The sequence below is a fragment of the Pacificispira sp. genome (genome assembly GCF_965228185.1).
Classification (GTDB): Bacteria; Pseudomonadota; Alphaproteobacteria; order UBA8366; family Aestuariispiraceae; genus Pacificispira.
Map to the genome: position 1 here is coordinate 1 of NZ_CBDDHE010000009.1, position 17,488 is coordinate 17,488.

The following is a 17,488-nucleotide window of genomic DNA, read 5'->3' on the forward strand; positions in this document are numbered from 1 at the left end:
GACAGGACCGGACCGAAAATCTCTTCCCGGGCGATGGTCATGTCGTTGGTGACATCGGCGAAGACGGTCGGGCGCACGAAGTACCCCCGATTGACGCCTTCCGGCCGGCCGACCCCGCCGGCGACCAGACGGGCGCCTTCGTCGATCCCGGCCTGGATCAGACCCTGGATCTTGTCGAACTGCGCCGCGCTGACAACCGGACCGATATGGCGGCCTTCCTCGGACGGTTCGCCGACCTTGGTCGCTTCGGCGGTTTCGCGCGCGATCTCGACGGCGTCGTCATAGACCGACCGTTCGACCAGCATGCGGGTCGGGGCGTTGCAGGACTGGCCGGAATTGTAGAACACGCCGATGGCGCCGCCCTTCACCGCCTTGCGGATATCGGCGTCGGCAAAGACGATGTTGGGGCCCTTGCCGCCCAATTCCAGCGACACGCGCTTGACGGTGTCGGCGGCGGCCTTGGTGACCGCGATCCCGGCGCGGGTCGAGCCGGTCAGCGACATGATGTCGATGTCGGGATGCGTGCTCATCGCCTCGCCGACATTCGGGCCATCGCCATTAACCAGGTTGAAGACGCCTTTCGGGATCCCCGCCTGATCAACGAATTCCGCGAACAGCATCGACGACAGCGGCGCGATTTCCGACGGTTTCAGGACCATGGTGCAGCCGGCGGCCAGCGCGGCCCCGACTTTCAGCGCGACCTGGTTCATCGGCCAGTTCCACGGCGTAATCAGGCCCGCGACGCCAATCGGCTCATGCACGATGTATTCGCCCTGGGCGTCGTCGCGCAGCGGATGTTCCCAGGTGAAATCGTCCATCACCCGGATAAAGGCGCGCAGATGGGACGAGCCGGATGTAGCCTGGGCATTGCGCGCCATGGCGATCGGCGCGCCCATTTCCTTGGAAATCGCCTGGGCCATTTCTTCGGCCCGGCTCTCATAGACTTCGACCAGTTTCACCAGATACGCGCGCCGTTCCGCCGGGGTCGTCCGGCCCCAGGTTTCGAAGGCCTTCTTCGCGGCCGCAACCGCGCGGTCGACATCCGCCTTCGCGCCCATCGAGATGGTCGCACAGGGTTCTTCCGTCGCCGGGTTGATGACGTCGAGCGTTTTGGGGGCCGACGGGGCCGTCCACGCGCCGTCAATATAGAACTCGGTCAATGCGGGCATTCTTTGTCTCCCTTAGGACTGGGTGGGGAATCTCGGACGCGGACTGTATCAGAGGCAAACTCGAAGGAAAGCCGAAACGGACCGGCAAAATGCCGATCCGTTCACAAGCCTTTTGACCGATTGGGAAGCCGCCTATTCCGCGGCACGCCGCGACGGCGGGACCCACTTCATCGGCGCCAACTGATCGTTCAGCGGAACGTCCGCCAGAGCATCGACATAGTTTGTCATGACCTTCACTGCCACCCCCAGTATGACCTCATAGGCCTGTTGGCGGGTGTAACCGGCATTCAGGAACGCCTCCAACGATTTGTCGCCGACATGACCGCGCGATACCGTCAAGGCGGTGGCGAAGGCATGCAGTGCCTCCAGCTTGGGATCGTTCAGCGCCTCGCCTTCGCGCAGATGCTCGACCTCGCCGTCATCCAGCCCGGCCTTGATCGCGCCGCCGCTATGGGCCGCGACACAGAAATGGCATTCATTCTCGCGGCTGACCGCCAGCAGGATCAATTGCCGTTCGATGGGCGAGAGCGACGATTTCTCGAAGATGCCGGTCAGTGTCAGATAGCCTTCCAGTGTCGCCGGGGCCTCCGCCATGGCGCCAAGGATGTTGGGGACGAATCCAAACTTCCCTTGTACCTTTTCCAGGAACGGCTTGGCCGCCTCCGGCGCAGTGTCGATGGAATGGATGGTGCTCTTGTTCATACTCCTGCCTCCTAACCGAATGTAATGCCTGTTTGACCGAACAGCCGGCCATCAAGCGGTGTTGCGATTCGGGAGGTGGTCATTATGGAACGATTGTTCCAATAAAATCGACAAATCAAACAGTCACAGTCGCGTGAGGGTCAGGCGAAGGCGGCGGAGACAGCCTGATCGCAGATCTGCTTCAGCAGGCGGGGGTCGGAGTTGATCTTCGAAATCACCTGCACCCCTTGCATCGTCGCCATCAAATGGCGGGCCCGCGCCCGGGCGTCGGCATCTGCCGGCAATTCCCCAAAGGCCTGCGCGCGGCGCAGCAGACGGTCCAGAGCATTTTCAATGCGGGCCAGCGCCTGGCGCGCATGTGCCAGAACTTCCGGGTCACGACTACCGAACTCGGCGACGGTGTTGGTGATCATGCAGCCGGCATTTCGGCCGTCACAGGAGCGCGAAACCAAGCGTTCGAAAAGCGCTACCAACGCCTCACGCGCGCTGCCCGGTTCCGTCGCGGCGTCCAGATTGGCGACGGTACTGGCCCCGACATAGCGTTCGAAGGCCCGCAGAAAGATCTGCTTCTTGTCACCGAACGTGCCATAGAGGCTGGCGCGGTTGACGCCTGTGCTGACGACAATGTCGTCGACCGATGTCGCGTCGTATCCGTGCTGCCAGAAGGTCCGCATCGCGCGGTCCAGCGCATCGTCCGGATCGAATGCTTTCAAGCGGCCCATTTTCTCAGCTCCTTGTCCAATTACGGATATGGGGTTCTGGAACGGACATTCAATTTTCTTGCCAGTCGCGCCCCGTCCATCTTGGACGCTATTCCGGTTTGTCGCCCCGGGCGCACATTGCTAAACCGGGTCGACGTCAAACAGGAGTGTGACATGAGCGAATGGTCCGGCAAACCGATTCCGCGCCTTGAGGATACCAGACTGCTGACCGGTAAGGGCCGGTTCGTGGAAGATCTACGCCTGCCGGACATGCTGCATGCGGCCGTCTTCCGCTCCCCAGTCGCCCATGGCCGGATCACCGAACTGGACGTGACGGACGCGGCGGACCTTCCCGGTGTCGTCGGTATTCTGACCGCAGCGGATCTCGACCGGTTGGGCTGCAAGCCGATGCCCTGCAAATCGGCCCATCCCGGCAGCGACGGGACACCCTTCCAATCCCCGGTGCGCGATCTTTTGGCGCGCGACACGGTGCGTTTCGTCGGCGATCCCATTGCCTTTATCGTCGCCGAAACCGAGGACGCCGCCCGGGACGCCCTGGACGCGATCATGGCCGATTTCGACGAATTGCCGGCGGTGACCGACCCGACACAGTCCACGGATACCGCGGTCGTCTGGGAAGAAGGCGATGCGGATACGGTCGCAGCCGCCTTCGCGGCGGCCGCACGCACGGTCGAAATCCAACAACGCAGCGACCGGGTCTCCGTCGCGCCGATCGAAACGCGGTCGGCGCTGGGCCAGTACCAGGATGGCGGCTACACGCTGTTCACCCAGACGCAGGGTGTCCATTTCATGCGCGACATGGTCGCCGCGACCCTGGGTGCCGACCCCGCCTCCGTCCGGGTTGTGACCGGTGATGTCGGCGGCAGTTTCGGCATCAAGCTGATGAACTATCCGGAACAAAGCCTGGTCCTGGCCGCGTCGAAAGCCTATGGACGGCCGGTGCGCTGGGTCTCCAGCCGGTCGGAATCCTTTCTGTCCGATGCCTATGGCCGTGGCCAGGCCAGCACGGCCGCCGTCGCGTTGGACGCGGACGGTCGGATCACCGCGCTGAAAGTAACGTCGACCGGCGATATGGGCGCCTATGCGTCCGCACTGGGGGTCGGTGTGCTGACCAAGGGCTTCACCAAGACGCTGGGCCATGTCTATGACATCCCGGCGCTGCATGTGACGGTCTCCGCCGTCTATACGAATGCCGCGCCGACCGACGCCTATCGCGGCGCGGGCAAGCCGGAAGCCCAGTATCTGGTGGAGCGGCTCATCGAAAAGGCAGGCCGCGAAACCGGATTGGGCCCATTGGAATTCCGCCGCCGGAACCTGGTGCCGGAAGCAAAAATGCCCTATCGCGCCGCAAACGGCTTCATTTACGATTCGGCGCGGTTCGAGGCAGTCATGAACGCAGGCGCCGAAGCCGCCGACTGGCAAGGCTTCGACGCCCGAAAGTCCGCCAGCGCCGACCGGGGCCTGAAACGGGGCATCGGCATCGGGCTTTACCTGCATCTGACCGGCGGCAGCGCGTCGGAACGCAGCGAGGTTCTGCTGCAGCCCGATGGCAGCATCCTCGTCCTGACCGGCGTTCAGGCATCCGGCCAGGGCCACGAAACCGCCTTCGCCCAATTGCTGGCCGACAAGTTGGAAATTCCGATGGACCGGATTCGCGTGGTCGAGGGCGATACCGCCCAGATCAAGACCGGCGGCGGCACCGGAGGCTCGTCCTCCCTGCCCATCGCGGGGGTGACGATCCTGAAGGCCGCCGACGTGATGCTGGACAATGCCAGGGCGCTTGCCGCCGAACGTCTGGAAACGGCGGAGGTCGATCTGGAATACGGCACGGGCGGGTTCACCGTTGTCGGCACCGACCGCCGGGTGACGCTGGCGGAGATCGCTGCCGACCTGCCGGAAGAGCGGGAAAACCTGTGCGGCGGCACGGCGGAGAGCGATCATGAAATCCAGACCGTTCCGCATGGCGCCTATGTCGTGGAGGTCGAAATCGACCCGGAGACAGGTTTCGTGCGGCTCGACCGTTTTACGGCAGTGGACGATCTGGGCCGCCGGGTGAACCCGATGATCGCCGAGGGTCAGATCCATGGAGGTCTGGCCCAGGCCATCGGTCAGGCCCTATACGAACGGACGGTCTTCGATCCGGAGACCGGGCAATTGTTGAGCGGGTCCTTCATGGATTATCAACTGCCCCGCGCCGGGGATCTGCCCAATTTCGCGCTGCATTCGGCCGATACGCCGACCGACATCAACATACTGGGGATGAAGGGCGCCGGTGAGATCGCAAGTATCGGCGGACCGGCCGCAGTGGTGAACGCGGTGGCCGACGCGATCGGGCGCCAGGACATCGACATGCCGCTGACGCCCGAACGGGTCTGGACCTATCTGAACGGTTAGAGTGTCCAGTACAGACTGTAGAGCAGGCCGGCAGCGACGGAACCGACCGCAGCGATTGCCAAGTACACCAGGAAGACCGGCATTTTGACCAAGGCCTTTACGGCGACGGCTGCCGGGATGCAGGTAACGCCGCCCGCCACCATGAAGGCCAGTGCCGCCCCTGGCTGCAAGCCGACTTCCATAAGCCCGCGCACCAGCGGGATCGCCGCATAACCGTTCAGATAGGCCGGTACGCCGACTGCCGCAGCGGCGGGCACGGCAAAGGGGCCGAGATCGGACAGCCCGCCGGCGATCTGATCCATCGGGACCCAGGCAATCATCATCGCCTCGATCAGAAAGGCCAGGCTGAGCCATTTGACCAGGAACCAGCCCATCGTACCGGTTTCCTCGACGAACTGGACACGTCGGTTCCCCTCCCGCCAAAAGGCCCAGCGCGGCGAGTTGTCCTTGACCGGGCCGCATCCCTGGGATGTTGCCGCGGGTTTGCTGCCGCAACTGGACTTGCGGGCGACCCCGTCGCGCAACACATCGCTGAGCTTTCCGGCCCGCTGCAGCACCATGACCGAAAGCCCGCCGAGCAGGCCCAACCCGACAGCGGACAAGGTCTTGGCGATCGCCATTTCCGGTCCCAGCACGCCCCAGGTCAGAACCAGCATTTCCGGATCGATGACCGGCGATGCCAGCCAGAACGCCATCACCGGCGCCAGCGGCACGCCTGCGGCCAGCAGTGCCGCGATCAACGGCACCACCCCACAGGAGCAGAAGGGCGACAGCGCCCCGAAAACGGCCGCCGTCAGAACCGCACTTTCCTGACGCCCGGACAGCGCCTTTGCAATCAAGGCGTCGGCACCGGTCGCCTTTACATAGGCCGCGATCAGGATGCTCACTGCGATAAAGGGCCCGGTGTCGATCAGGCTGTTCCCGGTCGCGCCGAGCAATGCCAGCGCTTCATCCGTTACCAGGACGAAAATCGCAGCAACCAGGGCAGTAAAAGCCCAGACCACCCGATCCTTTGGCAGGGAGCGGAGCCAGGAAACGATGTTTCCAGAAATATCGAAATAGTGAGACGAAGAACCTTGGGCGTGATCGGTCATCGACGGACTCCTAAGCGTCAGGCGCTTATCTTATGGGCTTGGTGCGGCTGCGACGGCGCGACATGACTGTCGGCGCAGCATTCTTCGGTCAGGTACCCCAGAACCGCGTTCATCGTCATGTAGTTGGCGACGCAGGTATGGGTCGTCCCTTCCCGCCGTTTCTGAACCAGTCCGACCAACTCCAGATGCTTCAAGTGGTGGGACAGGGTCGACGCGGGAATGGACAGGGCGGCCTGGATTTGACCGACACTTTTACCCTCTTCGCCCGCACGGACCAGCAGGCGATACATCGCCAGCCGGGTCGGGTTCCCAAGGGCCTCTAGACAAGCGGCAGTTTGTTCCAATTCGCTCATGACATCACCATACGCCTGAGCGCAATCGCCGTCAACGGTATTTCTAGAATATTCGAAATACCGTTCGTCCCCACTTATAAGACCGGATTTGACTTGAATTCCCGCGAGACCCCGATTAGCTGGTCAGGGTCAAACAAAACTGGAACGAATGCGTGGCCCAGCTCCCCAATATTCCGTCGCCCTGTATCGGCATTTGTGCGCTGGACCCGGCGACCGGCCGGTGCAGCGGCTGCATGCGGACGACCGGCGAAATCGCCGAATGGGGCGGCGCAACCAACGAACGGCGCTATGAGATCGTCAAGTTGTTGCGCGAAAGGCGCATCGCGACGGGCCGGGTTTCCGACAGCGACCTGCGTCCCCGACGGCGCCGTCGTGGCGGCACGGCATCGGGAACGTGACCGCGCCGGAAGACATCCGCTTCGCCGGGTACAGGGTTCAGGATGCCGCCGCGGTCCGCGCCCTGCATGAGCAGGCATGGCGGGATCTCGCAGGTCCGTTTCATACGCCGGAACAAGTCCAGGCCCATATCCTGCTGATCCGCGATCCCGGTTATGCCGAGGCTTTGGCATCAAACAATCTGACGCTCGCCTGGCATGAGGACGGCAGATTGCTTGGCAGCGCTGGGTGGTGCGATGTACCGGACGCCCCCGACGCCGCCCGCATCCGTAAGGTCTTCATCGACCCCGCAACCGCCGGGTCGGGATTGGGCCGGCGCCTGGTATCCCATGTGGAGGCCGCGGCACGGGCCGCCGGCCGTCGGCGGCTGACAGTCCGCTCCAACGCCAATGCCGAGGGCTTCTATGCGGCGCTTGGCTATCGTCCGGTATCGCGCGGCATCATGGCCGCCCCCGGTGCCGATCTGCCCGTCGTCTTCATGGAGAAATCCGCATGACCGCCCTTCCCACCATCACGGCGGAGGAAGGTCGCCGCCTGATCCACGATCTGCAGGGTCTGGGCGAATCGCATCGCCGAAAGATGGACGACGCCGCGCTGATGGATCTGATCCGTCGCCTGGGCTTTGTCCAGGTGGACAGCATCAACATGCTGGAACGCGCACATCACATGATCCTGTCCAGCCGCGCGACGGGCTATCGTCCGGTCCAACTCAAGCGGCTATTGGAAAAGAAGCGCCATCTTTTCGAGAACTGGACGCATGACGCATCGGTCATTCCGTCGGATTTCTATCCCTATTGGATGCGGCGGTTCGAAAACCGCCGGCGTACTCTGTCCGATCGCTATGCGCGATGGCATGGCCCCGACTTCCTGAAGGAGACCGAGCAGGTCCTGAACCATATCGAAACCAACGGCGCCGTCCTGTCCCGCGATCTCTCGCCGGAAGAACGGAAAGGACCGGGCGCGTGGTGGAACTGGCATCCGTCGAAAACGGCGCTGGAATATCTGTGGCGGGTCGGCGAACTGGCGATCTGCCGCCGGGAAGGGTTTCAGAAGGTCTATGACCTGACCCACCGCGTCATCCCGCCCCCGCACAGGGAAGCCCCCGTCGACCATGACGCGCTGGTGGACTGGTCCTGCCGGGAGGCGGTGAAACGCTTGGGCTTCGGCACCGCCGGGGAGATCGCCGGATATTGGGATCTGATCACGACGGACGAGGCGAAGGCCTGGTGCGAGCAAAATCTGGGGACCGAGGTGGTGCCGGTCCGCGTCGAACAGATCGACGGCGGCAAGCGCACGCTGTTCGGCCGCCCCGATCTGGTTGAGGCCGCACAACAGGCATCCGTAGCGCCGCCGGGACTGCGCATTCTGAACCCGTTCGACCCGGTCATGCGCGACCGGAAACGGCTGAAGGGCCTGTTTGGGTTCGACTATCGGATCGAGGTCTTCGTGCCGGCCGAGAAGCGGACCTACGGCTATTACGTCTTCCCGATCCTGGAGGGCGACAGGATGGTCGGGCGCATCGACATGAAGGCCGACCGCGCCGCGGACGTGCTTCAGATTACCGCTCTGTGGCCCGAACCGGGCGTGTCCTTCGGCAAGGGCCGGATGAAGAAACTCGAATCCGAACTGGACCGGCAGCGCAAATTCGGAAATCTATCGGGCATCCGGTTCGAAGACGGATGGATGCGCCCCGCCATCGCCTGACCCCCGTCGTTCAGTCCTTATAGTCCGGCATTTTCCGGTCCAGCAGCCGCAGCATCGCGGGCCAGACCCGCACCCCGGTGGGCGGCACTTCGGGTGCGCCCTTGTAAGTATACAGCCCCTGGACGATGGAATCCGAACACAGGATCGGATCCTGCCCCGATGCCAGGACATCGACCTGAATCTTGCAGGCCATTTCGGTGAAGTAGAGATAATAGAAACACTCCGCCACCGACCGGCCGGCGGCGAGCAGGCCGTGGTTCTGCATCACCATGACATACTTGCCGTCCGGGAAGTCCCGGGCCAGGGCGGCGCATTCCGCCTCGGCCGTCGTGACGTCCTGATAGGGGTGATAGGACACTGCCGGAATGACCATATTGGCGAACTGGGACAGCGGCAGCAGCCCGTCCTTCATCGCCGCGACCGCCGCGCCGCACCGCGAATGGGTATGGGCGAGGACATGCAGATCCGGGCGCGCCTGCAGCACGGTCGAGTGGATCAGATGTCCCGCGAGATTGGGGGGATATCCACCGGACACCAAGGTCCCGTCCAGCGCCACCTTCAGCAGGTTGGAGGCCGTGACTTCCTCCATAAGCAGTTCATCCGCCTTGATCAGATAATGGTCGGGTTCGCCGGGCACCCGGGCAGTGATATGGGTGTAGATCAAATCCGTGAAGCCGAAATGGACATAGAGCCGGTGAAGCGCGGCCAGATCCGTCCGGACTTGCCATTCCTCGGGCGAGATATCGGCACTCAACGGGTTTGTGCGCATTTCGGTCACGATCGATTCCCTTCCCAAGCCTCGGTCTAACGGATTTCCACGATGGGCGGCCCCAGCACCTCAGGGTCGGGCGAGATGCCCAACCCCAACCCATGGTTCGGCTGCAATTCAGCTGCCGCAAAGGACGGGCCGGCCGGGTCGCAGCGGCCATCGAAGTATAACCGCATATCGACGCCGCTGAGCAATAGAGGGGCCGGCACGCCCAATGCCAGGTGCAGCGCCAGTGCCGTCCCGATATCGGCGCCCCAGGAATCGTCGACCTTGAGCCGGATCCCGTGTTCGACGCAGAGATCCCGCGCGATCCGCGCCCGGACAGGCGATCCAAGGATCGTCGCCTTCAACCCGACCGCGGCCGCAAATCCTTCGCGGCAGACATCCAGATATCGGTCCAGACCGGCCATGCATTGATCTAGCAGAAGCCGCGCGCCGGTCCGTTCGCCGAGAAGCCGGTTCTCTTCATAGGTCTTGCACGGTTCCTCCCAATAAAGGCGTGGGTCGTCGAACCGGGCGATCAAGGCCGCCGCATCGGATGGGGAAAGCCCGCCATTGGCGTCCGGCAGGACGATCGCATCGTCAGGGGCAGCCTCGAGAGCGGCAGCCACCCGCGCCGTGTCCGTCGCCGGATCGCCGCCGATCTTGACCTGCAGGATGCGGTACCCTTCCCCTGCCGCCTCGGTCAGTCGGGCTGCGACCTCGTCCGGCGCTGCCTGTCCGATGGAGTAATAGCAGGGCACGGAATCGCGCCGCATACCGCCGAACAGAACCGACAGCGGCACGCCCGCCGTCTTAGCCTGAAGGTCGAGCAGTGCCGTCTCCAGACCGCAAGTCAGGTTCCGGTTGTCTCCACCGCCGAGCAAAGATGCGCCATCACGCGGTGCGGCCAGCGGCACCTTCAGGAGGGTCCGGATCGCACCTTCTGCCTGGGCCACCTGATCGGGATCCGTGGGCCGGGGCGACGCGCCGGTGACGCGGCTGATTTCGCCATAGCCCACGATCCCATCCTCGGCTTCCAGCGCGACCAGCACATTGTTCAGATGCGTGCGTGCGCCGTAGCTGGTGGCATAACCACCGCCGACGAAGGGATAATCCAAAGGAAAGAGCTTGGCCCCGACGATCCGCATGGGGGAATTCTAGGCGGATCGGCGGCGGCCGATATCGCGCCGCCGCGACGCGCAACGGTCTAACTTCGACGCGTGTCGCCCGATATGGGTCGGTTAACCGCCCAATTCCTTGGACCGCCGTGTGGCGGCGGCGATGGCTTCCACCATCAAATCGGGCAGTCCGTCCCCGTCGCGCATCAGAACTTTAAGCGCTTCCAAGGTCGTGCCGCCCGGGCTGGTCACGTTCTCGCGCAACTTTGCCGGCGGCTCGTCGCTGGCGAGGGCCAATTGCCCGGCGCCCGCGACCGTGACCAGGGCCAGGCGCGCCGCCAGATCCTCCGGCAGACCGGCTGCCGCCCCGGCCTTCGCCATGCACTCCATCAATAGGAAGGTATAGGCCGGACCGCCGCCGCTCAGCGCCGTGACAGCGTCGATCAACGCCTCATCCGTAACGCTTGCAGCCTCTCCGACGGCTCGCAACAGGCGTTCCGCCAGCGCCACCTGACCTTCGTCCGCATTGCCGTTCGGGCAGGCGACCGTGATTCCCTGGCCAATGGCGGCGGGGGTGTTCGGCATCGCCCGGACGATGGCCGCATCCGCCCCCAGATGCTTCTCGAAATAGCCGATGGTCTTCCCGGCCGCGATGGACACGAACAGGCAGGACGGCCCTGTGAAACGGCGGTAATCGGCCAGGAGGGCATCCATCTGCTGCGGCTTGACCGCCAGTACGATGACTTCCGGATCCAGATCGTCCGGAACCTCGTCGGCCCCCGCAACGACGGTCACGCCCGCGCGCCCTTTGAACGGGCCTCCACCCATCGGGTCCACGACATAGACGCCGCCCGCCGCGATGCCGGATTCCAGCCAACCGTTCAGCATCGCCCCGCCCATCTTGCCGCAGCCGATGAGGATAAGGGGGCGCGTCAGGGTCTCGGTCATGGAACTCTCCTATGGAAAAGGCTTGGTGGAAGCCGTCAGCCGGCCTTTGCAAACAGGTTTTCGATCTCGACGACAATGGCGCCTTGGCGTTCCGCGATATCCATCGCCTGCGCGATCAAGTCCCGGGGAAAGCCGATCTGATCGGTCACCTGGGCCAGGACCCCAGATTCGCTGGGGTGAAAGTTGTCGTCGATGAAGGCCATGATCGCCAGAGTCATCAGCAGGACAAGCCTGGAATGGGGATCGTCGAATTCGGATACGTCGATCGGCCCGAACACTTCCTGAGTCGGCGCGTCGACCCCCGGTCCCAGTTCCGTCCGCAGAATCTGGTACAGCGCGTCCTCTTCGACCCGAACCTTTGCGTCCGCGATCATCATGCGCTTCGCCAGGGACAGCAGCCCGATCTTCTGTCTGAGGCTCAGTTTCTCAAAGAACATCCGCCCACTCCCCGTTCAGATGTGAGGCTGTTCTTTCGCCATAGGTCGCATGGGATGTCAATTTGGAACGGGACTAAGAGAAATCAAAAATCCCCCACGCCCGGAAGCGCGGGGGAATCGCGTCGTTCAGAACGCCGTACTGGGAGGGTCGGCGATTACGCTTCGCCCTGACAATCCAGCAATGCCGCCTGCACCGCTTCTTCCGGCTGATAACCGCCCCAGAGCAGGAACTGGAATGCGGGATAGAAGCGCTCGCATTCGGCCAGGGCGATATCCATCAGATCCTCCAACTGTTCGACGGAGAACCCGGCCATGCCGCGCGTCGGGATCGTATGGCGGTAGGTCGGCGAGCCGCTTTCGGAACACAGATCGAAATGGCCCATCCACATTTTCTCATTGATCAGCACCAGCAGTTCCGCGACGCCGCGGCGCCGGTCGCTGGGGATCTTCAGATCGAAAGTGCAGGTGTAATAGAACGCATGCATGTCTTCCCGCCAGACGAACAGCAGGCGGTAATCGCACCAGCCCCCCGTGGTCTCGACGATCAATTCCTCGTCGTCCGAACGCTCGAAAGGCCATTCGTTCGCCTGGAACATGGCTTCGAGGATATCGAGCGGGTTCGCGAGCTGTCCGGTATGGTCGACCTGCAAACTGGTCATGGGTCTTCTCCCCTTCGATGGTGCGGAAGGGCTGACCCGCCGCCCCGATAATTCCGTGCCGGCCGCATGGAGTCGGGACCCGGCGGATCTTCCGCCGTCGGCGCCGTGACGATCACCGGGTCGGGCCTCTCTCCAAGCCCATCCAGATATCGTGGTAACCGCGAAATCTGGTAGTTCGGTCCGTATCACCGCACTAGGTCTAGACTGCCATAGGGGATTCTTGGGCGCAAAGACTTTTTCGAAGAAAGTTTTGTTGCCGCCGATAGGCTGAAACTGGGCCGAGTCGCCGTATCGGAAAACCGAAAAATCGACCTTTCGTCCCGATTTTCGGGACACGGCCAGGGCGCGCCCGGCAACAACGCCAGACCGATTCAGGGGTGGGATTCCGGGGCTGAAAAGAGGCGGCCGGGGGTGTCGGTGCCCCCGGCCGCGGATCAAGGCCGGTGGATCAGAAGTACCAATTCAGGCGCAGGGTAACCTGCCCGTCGTCTTCCAGGGACGCCGAGGGGGAATTTGAATCGGCGTTCAGGAAGAAACGGCCTTCGATCTCGGCCTTGAGGGAATCGCCGATCCGCCTTTCGGCCTCGGCGAAGAGCAGCATTTCGCCATTACGCGTGTCGGTGACGAGGCCCAGCAGGGCCTCCGTCGACTGCACGTCGTTCAGGGCGAGACGCATGCCGGTGAAGACATCGCGGTCGAAAAGCGTCGTGGGTGCGCCGGAATCCCGGCCGTCCCAAAGATACTCGGCCAGCAGGCCCAGATCCGCGTCGCTGTCGGCGATGCCGTAGAGCGTGTATTCGAAGCCGCCGACCATGGCGTAGAAGGAATCGCTGGTGCGGAACCCGCTGTGCCGGATGCCCTCGAATTTCCAAAGCCAGGCATCGGACGTGTATTGCAGGTCCACCCCGGTCTGGTCGATCAGGTCATAGACGGGGGCAAGGGCCGCGCCATCCGGCGTCGAGACCGTGACGAAACGGGGCTCCCGGCTGGTGCCGTGAAAATGGCTGACACCGACGTCCCAATTGCCGAAGTAATGGGCATAGCGGGCGGCGAAATCGACATGCCGCTTGCCCTGACTACTCTCATACTGCGTCTGATCCTCGTCGACCGGCAATCCGCCACGCAATCGCGCCGAATCGCCCGGGAAGGTACGCTCCCGGAAGCCCGGCAGAACGAACAGTCCGATCGTGCCCCAATCCTGCAGAAAATTGACGTTCACCATCGGCTGGCCCAGCTTGTCCTCGCCGTCGATGTCTTCAACCATGTCCGACTGGTTGACGATATCGACCAGGTGCCGCGATTCCGCGACGCCCCAGAACACCTTGCCCAGACCGGCGGTCCCGTCCCAGCTCTCCCCCTCATAATAGAGGTTCGCTTCCCGCAGATCCCAATGCGTGCGTTCTTCGGTATCCGCCGCGTCATAACGCAGGAAAGGAATGACGGTCAGGCGGAGATCGTCCCGCGCATCCCAACGGAATTCCGGCTCCGCGGCGATGGATGGCGCGAAATGCCGGTCATCCTGATCCGCGAATTTCGGATCCTTCGGAAAGAAGCGAAGTTCGGCGGAGACGGAGCCCGAAAGCTCCGCCTCCTCCGCACCTGCCCAACCGATTGGTGCCGCGAGAGCACACAGCGTCCCGAGACACAAAATCGTCCGTTTCATACTAGACCCCAGTCGCATCAACGGATGTTGTCCAGGCGCGCCTTGTTGAAGTTGCTCTCGGAAACGCCGGTCCGGAACTCATAGTCGTGGAAGACCAGGACGGTTTCCTTGCCAGTCTGGTGGTTGACCATCTCCAGCTTATGGGCCCGCCAGTACTGGCCGAGATATTCCTTCCAATCGGTCGCATCGAGGGTTTTCAACAGCGAATCCTTCCGGTCGTAGAATTCGACCTTCACGATCCGGTATTCCTGCTGATCGACATAGGCGACCTGCCGGGTGTAGCCGGAATCCTCGTACAGCGGATAGCGTTCGACCATGAAACAGGTCATCCCGCCGCAATCGGCATCGCCGAGATACTTGTAGTCGTACTTGCCGACTTCGAAGCTGGTCAGATCCTCATAGGCGAATTCGCTGCCGACGAAGGGACCGGACTTGTTCGACGAACTGATCCGCTTCACCCGTTTCAGGGCCGGCAGATAAAGCCATTGATCGTCCGGTTCCAGGATCTTCGTGAAGCTCAGGAAGGCCGTCCCTTCGATATCGCCCGGATTCAGGAAATAGGTCAGGCTCTTGTCGCCTTCTTCCGGATCCGGGACTTCCAGGGTTTCGACCCACAATTCGCGGGTCGAGGTTTCGCCTTCGGCGTTCTTCAGCAGCATCTGCATCGCGACGCGGCTGTCCTGGAAGCCGAGATCCCGCGCGTCGACTTCGACCGCAATCTCATGACCGCGTTCTTCCGGCGTCGCCGCAAAGGCGATCCCGGCCGCCGTCGGGGTCAGGAAGGCCGCGACCGTGGCGGACAACAGGGATTGTCTGATCATCAATTTACTCCGCAGCTTGCGTGGTGGGTTGGGAAGTATTCATCGCCGCGTCGCGCGACCGGTTCCGGCCGCGGTCCACGGTAAGCAGAACTGCCGGCAGCAGCAGGAAGTCCGCGATCAAGGCCATAGCCAAGGTCAACGCGGTCAACATGCCCAGCGACGAGTTGATCTGGAACGCGCTGAAGGACAGGACGCCGAACCCGGCGATCAGGATGGCGCTGGTTACCCACAGCGCCGTGCCGACCGTGGAGAAGGCGTAGCGCACGGCGTCTTCCGCGCTGGCCCCCTTCTCGATCCGGGCCCGCCGGTACTTCGACAGGAAATGCACCGTCGCATCGACGATGATCCCCAGGCTGGTCGCCGTGACGATCGACGAAGCCATGCCGATCTCGCCGACCAGAACCGCCCAGACACCGAAGGCCATGACCGGTGGGATCAGGTTGGGGACAAGGCTGATCAGCCCCAGACGCATGCTGCGCAAGGCGAAGGTCAGCGTGGCCGAAATCAGCAGGAACGCCAGGAAGGTGCCGGTCAGCATCCCTTCGATGTTCCGCTCGGCGATATAGGCGAACATGACGAAGGGCCCCGACGCCTCGGTCGCCTCTCCGGTCGGCAGGTTCGCCGCCAGGTAGGACTTGGCTTCGCGGTCCAGCGCCTGAAGTTCGTTCGTCGTGATGTTCTCCAGGGTCGCGACGACCCGCGTCGACGACTTGTCGACATTGATCTGGTTGTTCAGATCGAGGCCGTAGGGCAGCGACATTTCGAACAGCAACAGATATTGGGCCGCCAGGTTCCGTTCGTCCGGCAAGCGGTAGAAGGCCGCATTGTCGGCATGCATGTTCTTGTTCAGCCGTTTGAAGATGTCGGTGATCGTCTGAACATGGACGACCTCAGGCCGGGCGCGCAGCCAGTCGGCGAAGCCGTCGGTCGCCGTCAGGAAGCCCGGATCGCTGACCGCACCGGAATCGCCGGCCGGCAGGGACCATTGCGCCTGATAGATGCCCGACAGGTTGTCCATGGCGAAATCCGTGTCCTGACGGAATTCCAGGGACTCGTCGAAATAGTTCACGAACTGGTCGTTCAATTCGATCCGGGGGATCATGACGCCCAGCACGACGACCGAGGCCACGGTACCGACCAGCAGGCGTGTCCGGTAGGCGATCACCCATTCGGCGAACCGGTCCATGCTGCTGCGGTGGCCTTCGGCCGCCACTTTCACGCGGATCGGCATAATGGCCATGATCGCGGGCAGGAACAGGATCGAGTAGATCCAGGCCGCCGCCACGCCCATCGCGGTTATATTGCCGAGGTCACGGAACGGCGGCGCATCGGAGAAGTTCAGCGACACGAAGCCGATAATCGTGGTCAGGCTGGTCAGGAAGACCGGCTGGAAATTGATACGCAGGCTTTCGCGAATGGCGTCGTATTTGCTGTCGCCGGCCCGCATCCGTCCGATCATGGTGATCAGGATGTGGATCGAATCCGCGATCGCGATGGTCAGAATAATCGTAGGCGCACTGACCGACGGGGGCGTGAGGCCGATCCCCAGCCAGCCGGCCAGCCCCATGGCGGTCATCGCCGACAGACCGATCACCAGCAGCGTCGAAATCGTCCCGGTAACCGAGCGCAGCAGAATCGCCATGACCAGCAGCAATGCGCCATACATCAGCGGCACCAGCAGGGACATGTCCGCCATGCTGGCCTCGGTGAAGGCATTGTTCAGGGCAACAGACCCGGTGATGGCCAGGCGCGCATCCGGATGGTTGGCCCGAAATTCCTCCGCCAGCATACGGGCATAGGCCATCGCCTCCGGCACTTCCAATTCGCTTTGCAGGGGCAGATTGACCGTCACCGAAATGCCGGCGGTCCGGGAATCCGGCGACACCAAGCGATCCAGCAGCAACGGTTCATCCAATGCGGTACGTTCGATTCGCGCCAGATCGGCCTGATCGAGCGGAGAGCCCTCCGGAACCAGATCTTCGACAATCAAATCATCCTGCCCGGAGGCATAGCTGTTTTGAAAATTCGTCAGACTATCGACCCGGGTCGAAAACGGAATCTGCCAGGACTTGTCCGTCAGGTCCCGCATGCCGGCGAGCAGTTCCGGCGTGAAGACCGTCCCTGAATCCGGCTGGATGACAAACATGATCACGTCTTCGCGGACATAGGTTCGCTGCAGCGATTCAAAGGCTTGAAGCTGCGGGTTCTCCTCGCTGAAGAAGACGCGGTAATTGGTGGAAAACTCAAGGTTCTTGCCGCCATACGCGGCGCCGAACGCTGCCACGAAGGACAGCAGCACGATCGCCCAGCGCCAGCGCAGAACGAAATTCGAGAAGCGCGCAAGCATGTTCTTTTCCTTACCTTCCAAGTCGCGGCGCCGAGGCGCCCAGAATGTAAACTGCACGGTTTCGTTTAATTAAACTACACGGACGAGTTTACTTTTCAATAAGAATTTTTCTATACTCTGGAGTGAATGTTTCGACCGCCCTGCGGGGTCTGGGGGCAACCTCGCGCAGCGGGCCGCGTTGAGATTCTGGATAAAACACTTACTGTCTTC

17 protein-coding genes are annotated in these 17,488 nt (G+C 62.7%); 4 read left to right on the plus strand and 13 right to left on the minus strand.

The window, feature by feature from the left end; translation table 11 throughout:
• The 3 genes from ACO06O_RS19550 to ACO06O_RS19560 form a co-directional block, all read right to left on the minus strand.
• Positions 1-1,169: aldehyde dehydrogenase family protein (locus ACO06O_RS19550; protein ID WP_421883728.1), on the minus strand; the 1,169-nt coding region annotated here is incomplete at its 3' end.
• Between the two features lie 132 nt (positions 1,170-1,301).
• The gene (locus tag ACO06O_RS19555; RefSeq protein ID WP_421883731.1) at positions 1,302-1,871 is read right to left on the minus strand and encodes a carboxymuconolactone decarboxylase family protein; all 570 of its coding nucleotides are present in this window, start codon (positions 1,869-1,871) and stop codon (positions 1,302-1,304) included.
• 140 nt (positions 1,872-2,011) lie between these two features.
• Positions 2,012-2,593, minus strand: a complete 582-nt coding sequence (locus tag ACO06O_RS19560; RefSeq protein ID WP_421883734.1) for a TetR/AcrR family transcriptional regulator — start codon at positions 2,591-2,593, stop codon at positions 2,012-2,014.
• 153 nt (positions 2,594-2,746) lie between these two features.
• Here ACO06O_RS19560 and ACO06O_RS19565 point away from each other — a divergent pair, with 153 nt between their 5' ends.
• A complete protein-coding gene (locus ACO06O_RS19565; protein ID WP_421883737.1) occupies positions 2,747-4,987 on the plus strand; it encodes a xanthine dehydrogenase family protein molybdopterin-binding subunit in 2,241 nt (746 codons plus the stop codon).
• On the opposite strand, the gene ACO06O_RS19570 is transcribed toward ACO06O_RS19565, so the two are convergent.
• Both ACO06O_RS19570 and ACO06O_RS19575 read right to left on the minus strand, forming a co-directional pair.
• Positions 4,984-6,081: a permease gene (locus ACO06O_RS19570; RefSeq protein ID WP_421883740.1), complete on the minus strand. Its 1,098-nt coding sequence runs from the start codon at positions 6,079-6,081 to the stop codon at positions 4,984-4,986. The genes ACO06O_RS19565 and ACO06O_RS19570 overlap by 4 nt on opposite strands.
• Positions 6,082-6,098: 17 nt before the next feature.
• Positions 6,099-6,434: an ArsR/SmtB family transcription factor gene (locus ACO06O_RS19575; RefSeq protein ID WP_421883744.1), complete on the minus strand. Its 336-nt coding sequence runs from the start codon at positions 6,432-6,434 to the stop codon at positions 6,099-6,101.
• 152 nt (positions 6,435-6,586) lie between these two features.
• Here ACO06O_RS19575 and ACO06O_RS19580 point away from each other — a divergent pair, with 152 nt between their 5' ends.
• The 3 genes from ACO06O_RS19580 to ACO06O_RS19590 are packed head-to-tail and all read left to right on the plus strand — an operon-like array spanning position 6,587 to position 8,534.
• Positions 6,587-6,832, plus strand: coding sequence for a DUF1289 domain-containing protein (locus ACO06O_RS19580; protein WP_421883747.1), 246 nt, complete (start codon positions 6,587-6,589; stop codon positions 6,830-6,832).
• The gene (locus ACO06O_RS19585) at positions 6,829-7,326 is read left to right on the plus strand and encodes a GNAT family N-acetyltransferase (RefSeq protein ID WP_421883750.1); all 498 of its coding nucleotides are present in this window, start codon (positions 6,829-6,831) and stop codon (positions 7,324-7,326) included. The genes ACO06O_RS19580 and ACO06O_RS19585 overlap by 4 nt, the downstream gene beginning before the upstream one ends.
• On the plus strand, positions 7,323-8,534 hold the full coding sequence (locus ACO06O_RS19590; protein WP_421883753.1) for a winged helix-turn-helix domain-containing protein: 1,212 nt from the start codon (positions 7,323-7,325) through the stop codon (positions 8,532-8,534). Before ACO06O_RS19585 ends, ACO06O_RS19590 begins: the two co-directional genes overlap by 4 nt.
• 10 nt (positions 8,535-8,544) lie before the next feature.
• On the opposite strand, the gene ACO06O_RS19595 is transcribed toward ACO06O_RS19590, so the two are convergent.
• The 8 genes from ACO06O_RS19595 to ACO06O_RS19630 all read right to left on the minus strand — a co-directional run bounded on the left by ACO06O_RS19595 (position 8,545) and on the right by ACO06O_RS19630 (position 17,278).
• Positions 8,545-9,303, minus strand: coding sequence for a class II aldolase/adducin family protein (locus ACO06O_RS19595; RefSeq protein ID WP_421884174.1), 759 nt, complete (start codon positions 9,301-9,303; stop codon positions 8,545-8,547).
• Between the two features lie 35 nt (positions 9,304-9,338).
• Entirely contained in the window at positions 9,339-10,433 is a 1,095-nt protein-coding gene (locus tag ACO06O_RS19600) for a mandelate racemase/muconate lactonizing enzyme family protein (RefSeq protein ID WP_421883756.1), read from the minus strand.
• Positions 10,434-10,526: 93 nt separating this feature from the next.
• On the minus strand, positions 10,527-11,351 hold the full coding sequence (proC, locus tag ACO06O_RS19605; protein ID WP_421883759.1) for a pyrroline-5-carboxylate reductase: 825 nt from the start codon (positions 11,349-11,351) through the stop codon (positions 10,527-10,529).
• A 35-nt stretch (positions 11,352-11,386) separates the two neighbouring features.
• Complete coding sequence (locus ACO06O_RS19610) at positions 11,387-11,788, minus strand: hypothetical protein (protein WP_421883762.1); 402 nt, start codon at positions 11,786-11,788, stop codon at positions 11,387-11,389.
• A 155-nt stretch (positions 11,789-11,943) separates the two neighbouring features.
• Positions 11,944-12,447, minus strand: a complete 504-nt coding sequence (locus ACO06O_RS19615) for a YbjN domain-containing protein (protein ID WP_420420429.1) — start codon at positions 12,445-12,447, stop codon at positions 11,944-11,946.
• A gap of 448 nt (positions 12,448-12,895) precedes the next feature.
• Positions 12,896-14,110, minus strand: coding sequence for a hypothetical protein (locus tag ACO06O_RS19620; RefSeq protein ID WP_421883765.1), 1,215 nt, complete (start codon positions 14,108-14,110; stop codon positions 12,896-12,898).
• A gap of 17 nt (positions 14,111-14,127) precedes the next feature.
• Positions 14,128-14,931 (minus strand): outer membrane lipoprotein-sorting protein, encoded by an 804-nt coding sequence (locus ACO06O_RS19625; RefSeq protein ID WP_421883768.1) that lies wholly within the window; start codon positions 14,929-14,931, stop codon positions 14,128-14,130.
• A 4-nt stretch (positions 14,932-14,935) separates the two neighbouring features.
• Positions 14,936-17,278, minus strand: a complete 2,343-nt coding sequence (locus ACO06O_RS19630; protein ID WP_421883771.1) for an efflux RND transporter permease subunit — start codon at positions 17,276-17,278, stop codon at positions 14,936-14,938.
• Between the last annotated feature and the right edge of the window lie 210 nt (positions 17,279-17,488).

Bases quoted from the DNA above. Each gene is read 5' to 3' on its own strand.
- ACO06O_RS19555 (WP_421883731.1), bottom strand. From the start codon at position 1,871: ATGAACAAGAGCACCATCCATTCCATCGACACTGCGCCGGAGGCGGCC.
- ACO06O_RS19560 (WP_421883734.1), bottom strand. From the start codon at position 2,593: ATGGGCCGCTTGAAAGCATTCGATCCGGACGATGCGCTGGACCGCGCG.
- ACO06O_RS19565 (WP_421883737.1), top strand. From the start codon at position 2,747: ATGAGCGAATGGTCCGGCAAACCGATTCCGCGCCTTGAGGATACCAGA.
- ACO06O_RS19570 (WP_421883740.1), bottom strand. From the start codon at position 6,081: ATGACCGATCACGCCCAAGGTTCTTCGTCTCACTATTTCGATATTTCT.
- ACO06O_RS19575 (WP_421883744.1), bottom strand. From the start codon at position 6,434: ATGAGCGAATTGGAACAAACTGCCGCTTGTCTAGAGGCCCTTGGGAAC.
- ACO06O_RS19590 (WP_421883753.1), top strand. From the start codon at position 7,323: ATGACCGCCCTTCCCACCATCACGGCGGAGGAAGGTCGCCGCCTGATC.
- ACO06O_RS19595 (WP_421884174.1), bottom strand. From the start codon at position 9,303: ATGCGCACAAACCCGTTGAGTGCCGATATCTCGCCCGAGGAATGGCAA.
- ACO06O_RS19600 (WP_421883756.1), bottom strand. From the start codon at position 10,433: ATGCGGATCGTCGGGGCCAAGCTCTTTCCTTTGGATTATCCCTTCGTC.
- proC (WP_421883759.1), bottom strand. From the start codon at position 11,351: ATGACCGAGACCCTGACGCGCCCCCTTATCCTCATCGGCTGCGGCAAG.
- ACO06O_RS19610 (WP_421883762.1), bottom strand. From the start codon at position 11,788: ATGTTCTTTGAGAAACTGAGCCTCAGACAGAAGATCGGGCTGCTGTCC.
- ACO06O_RS19615 (WP_420420429.1), bottom strand. From the start codon at position 12,447: ATGACCAGTTTGCAGGTCGACCATACCGGACAGCTCGCGAACCCGCTC.
- ACO06O_RS19620 (WP_421883765.1), bottom strand. From the start codon at position 14,110: ATGAAACGGACGATTTTGTGTCTCGGGACGCTGTGTGCTCTCGCGGCA.
- ACO06O_RS19625 (WP_421883768.1), bottom strand. From the start codon at position 14,931: ATGATCAGACAATCCCTGTTGTCCGCCACGGTCGCGGCCTTCCTGACC.
- ACO06O_RS19630 (WP_421883771.1), bottom strand. From the start codon at position 17,278: ATGCTTGCGCGCTTCTCGAATTTCGTTCTGCGCTGGCGCTGGGCGATC.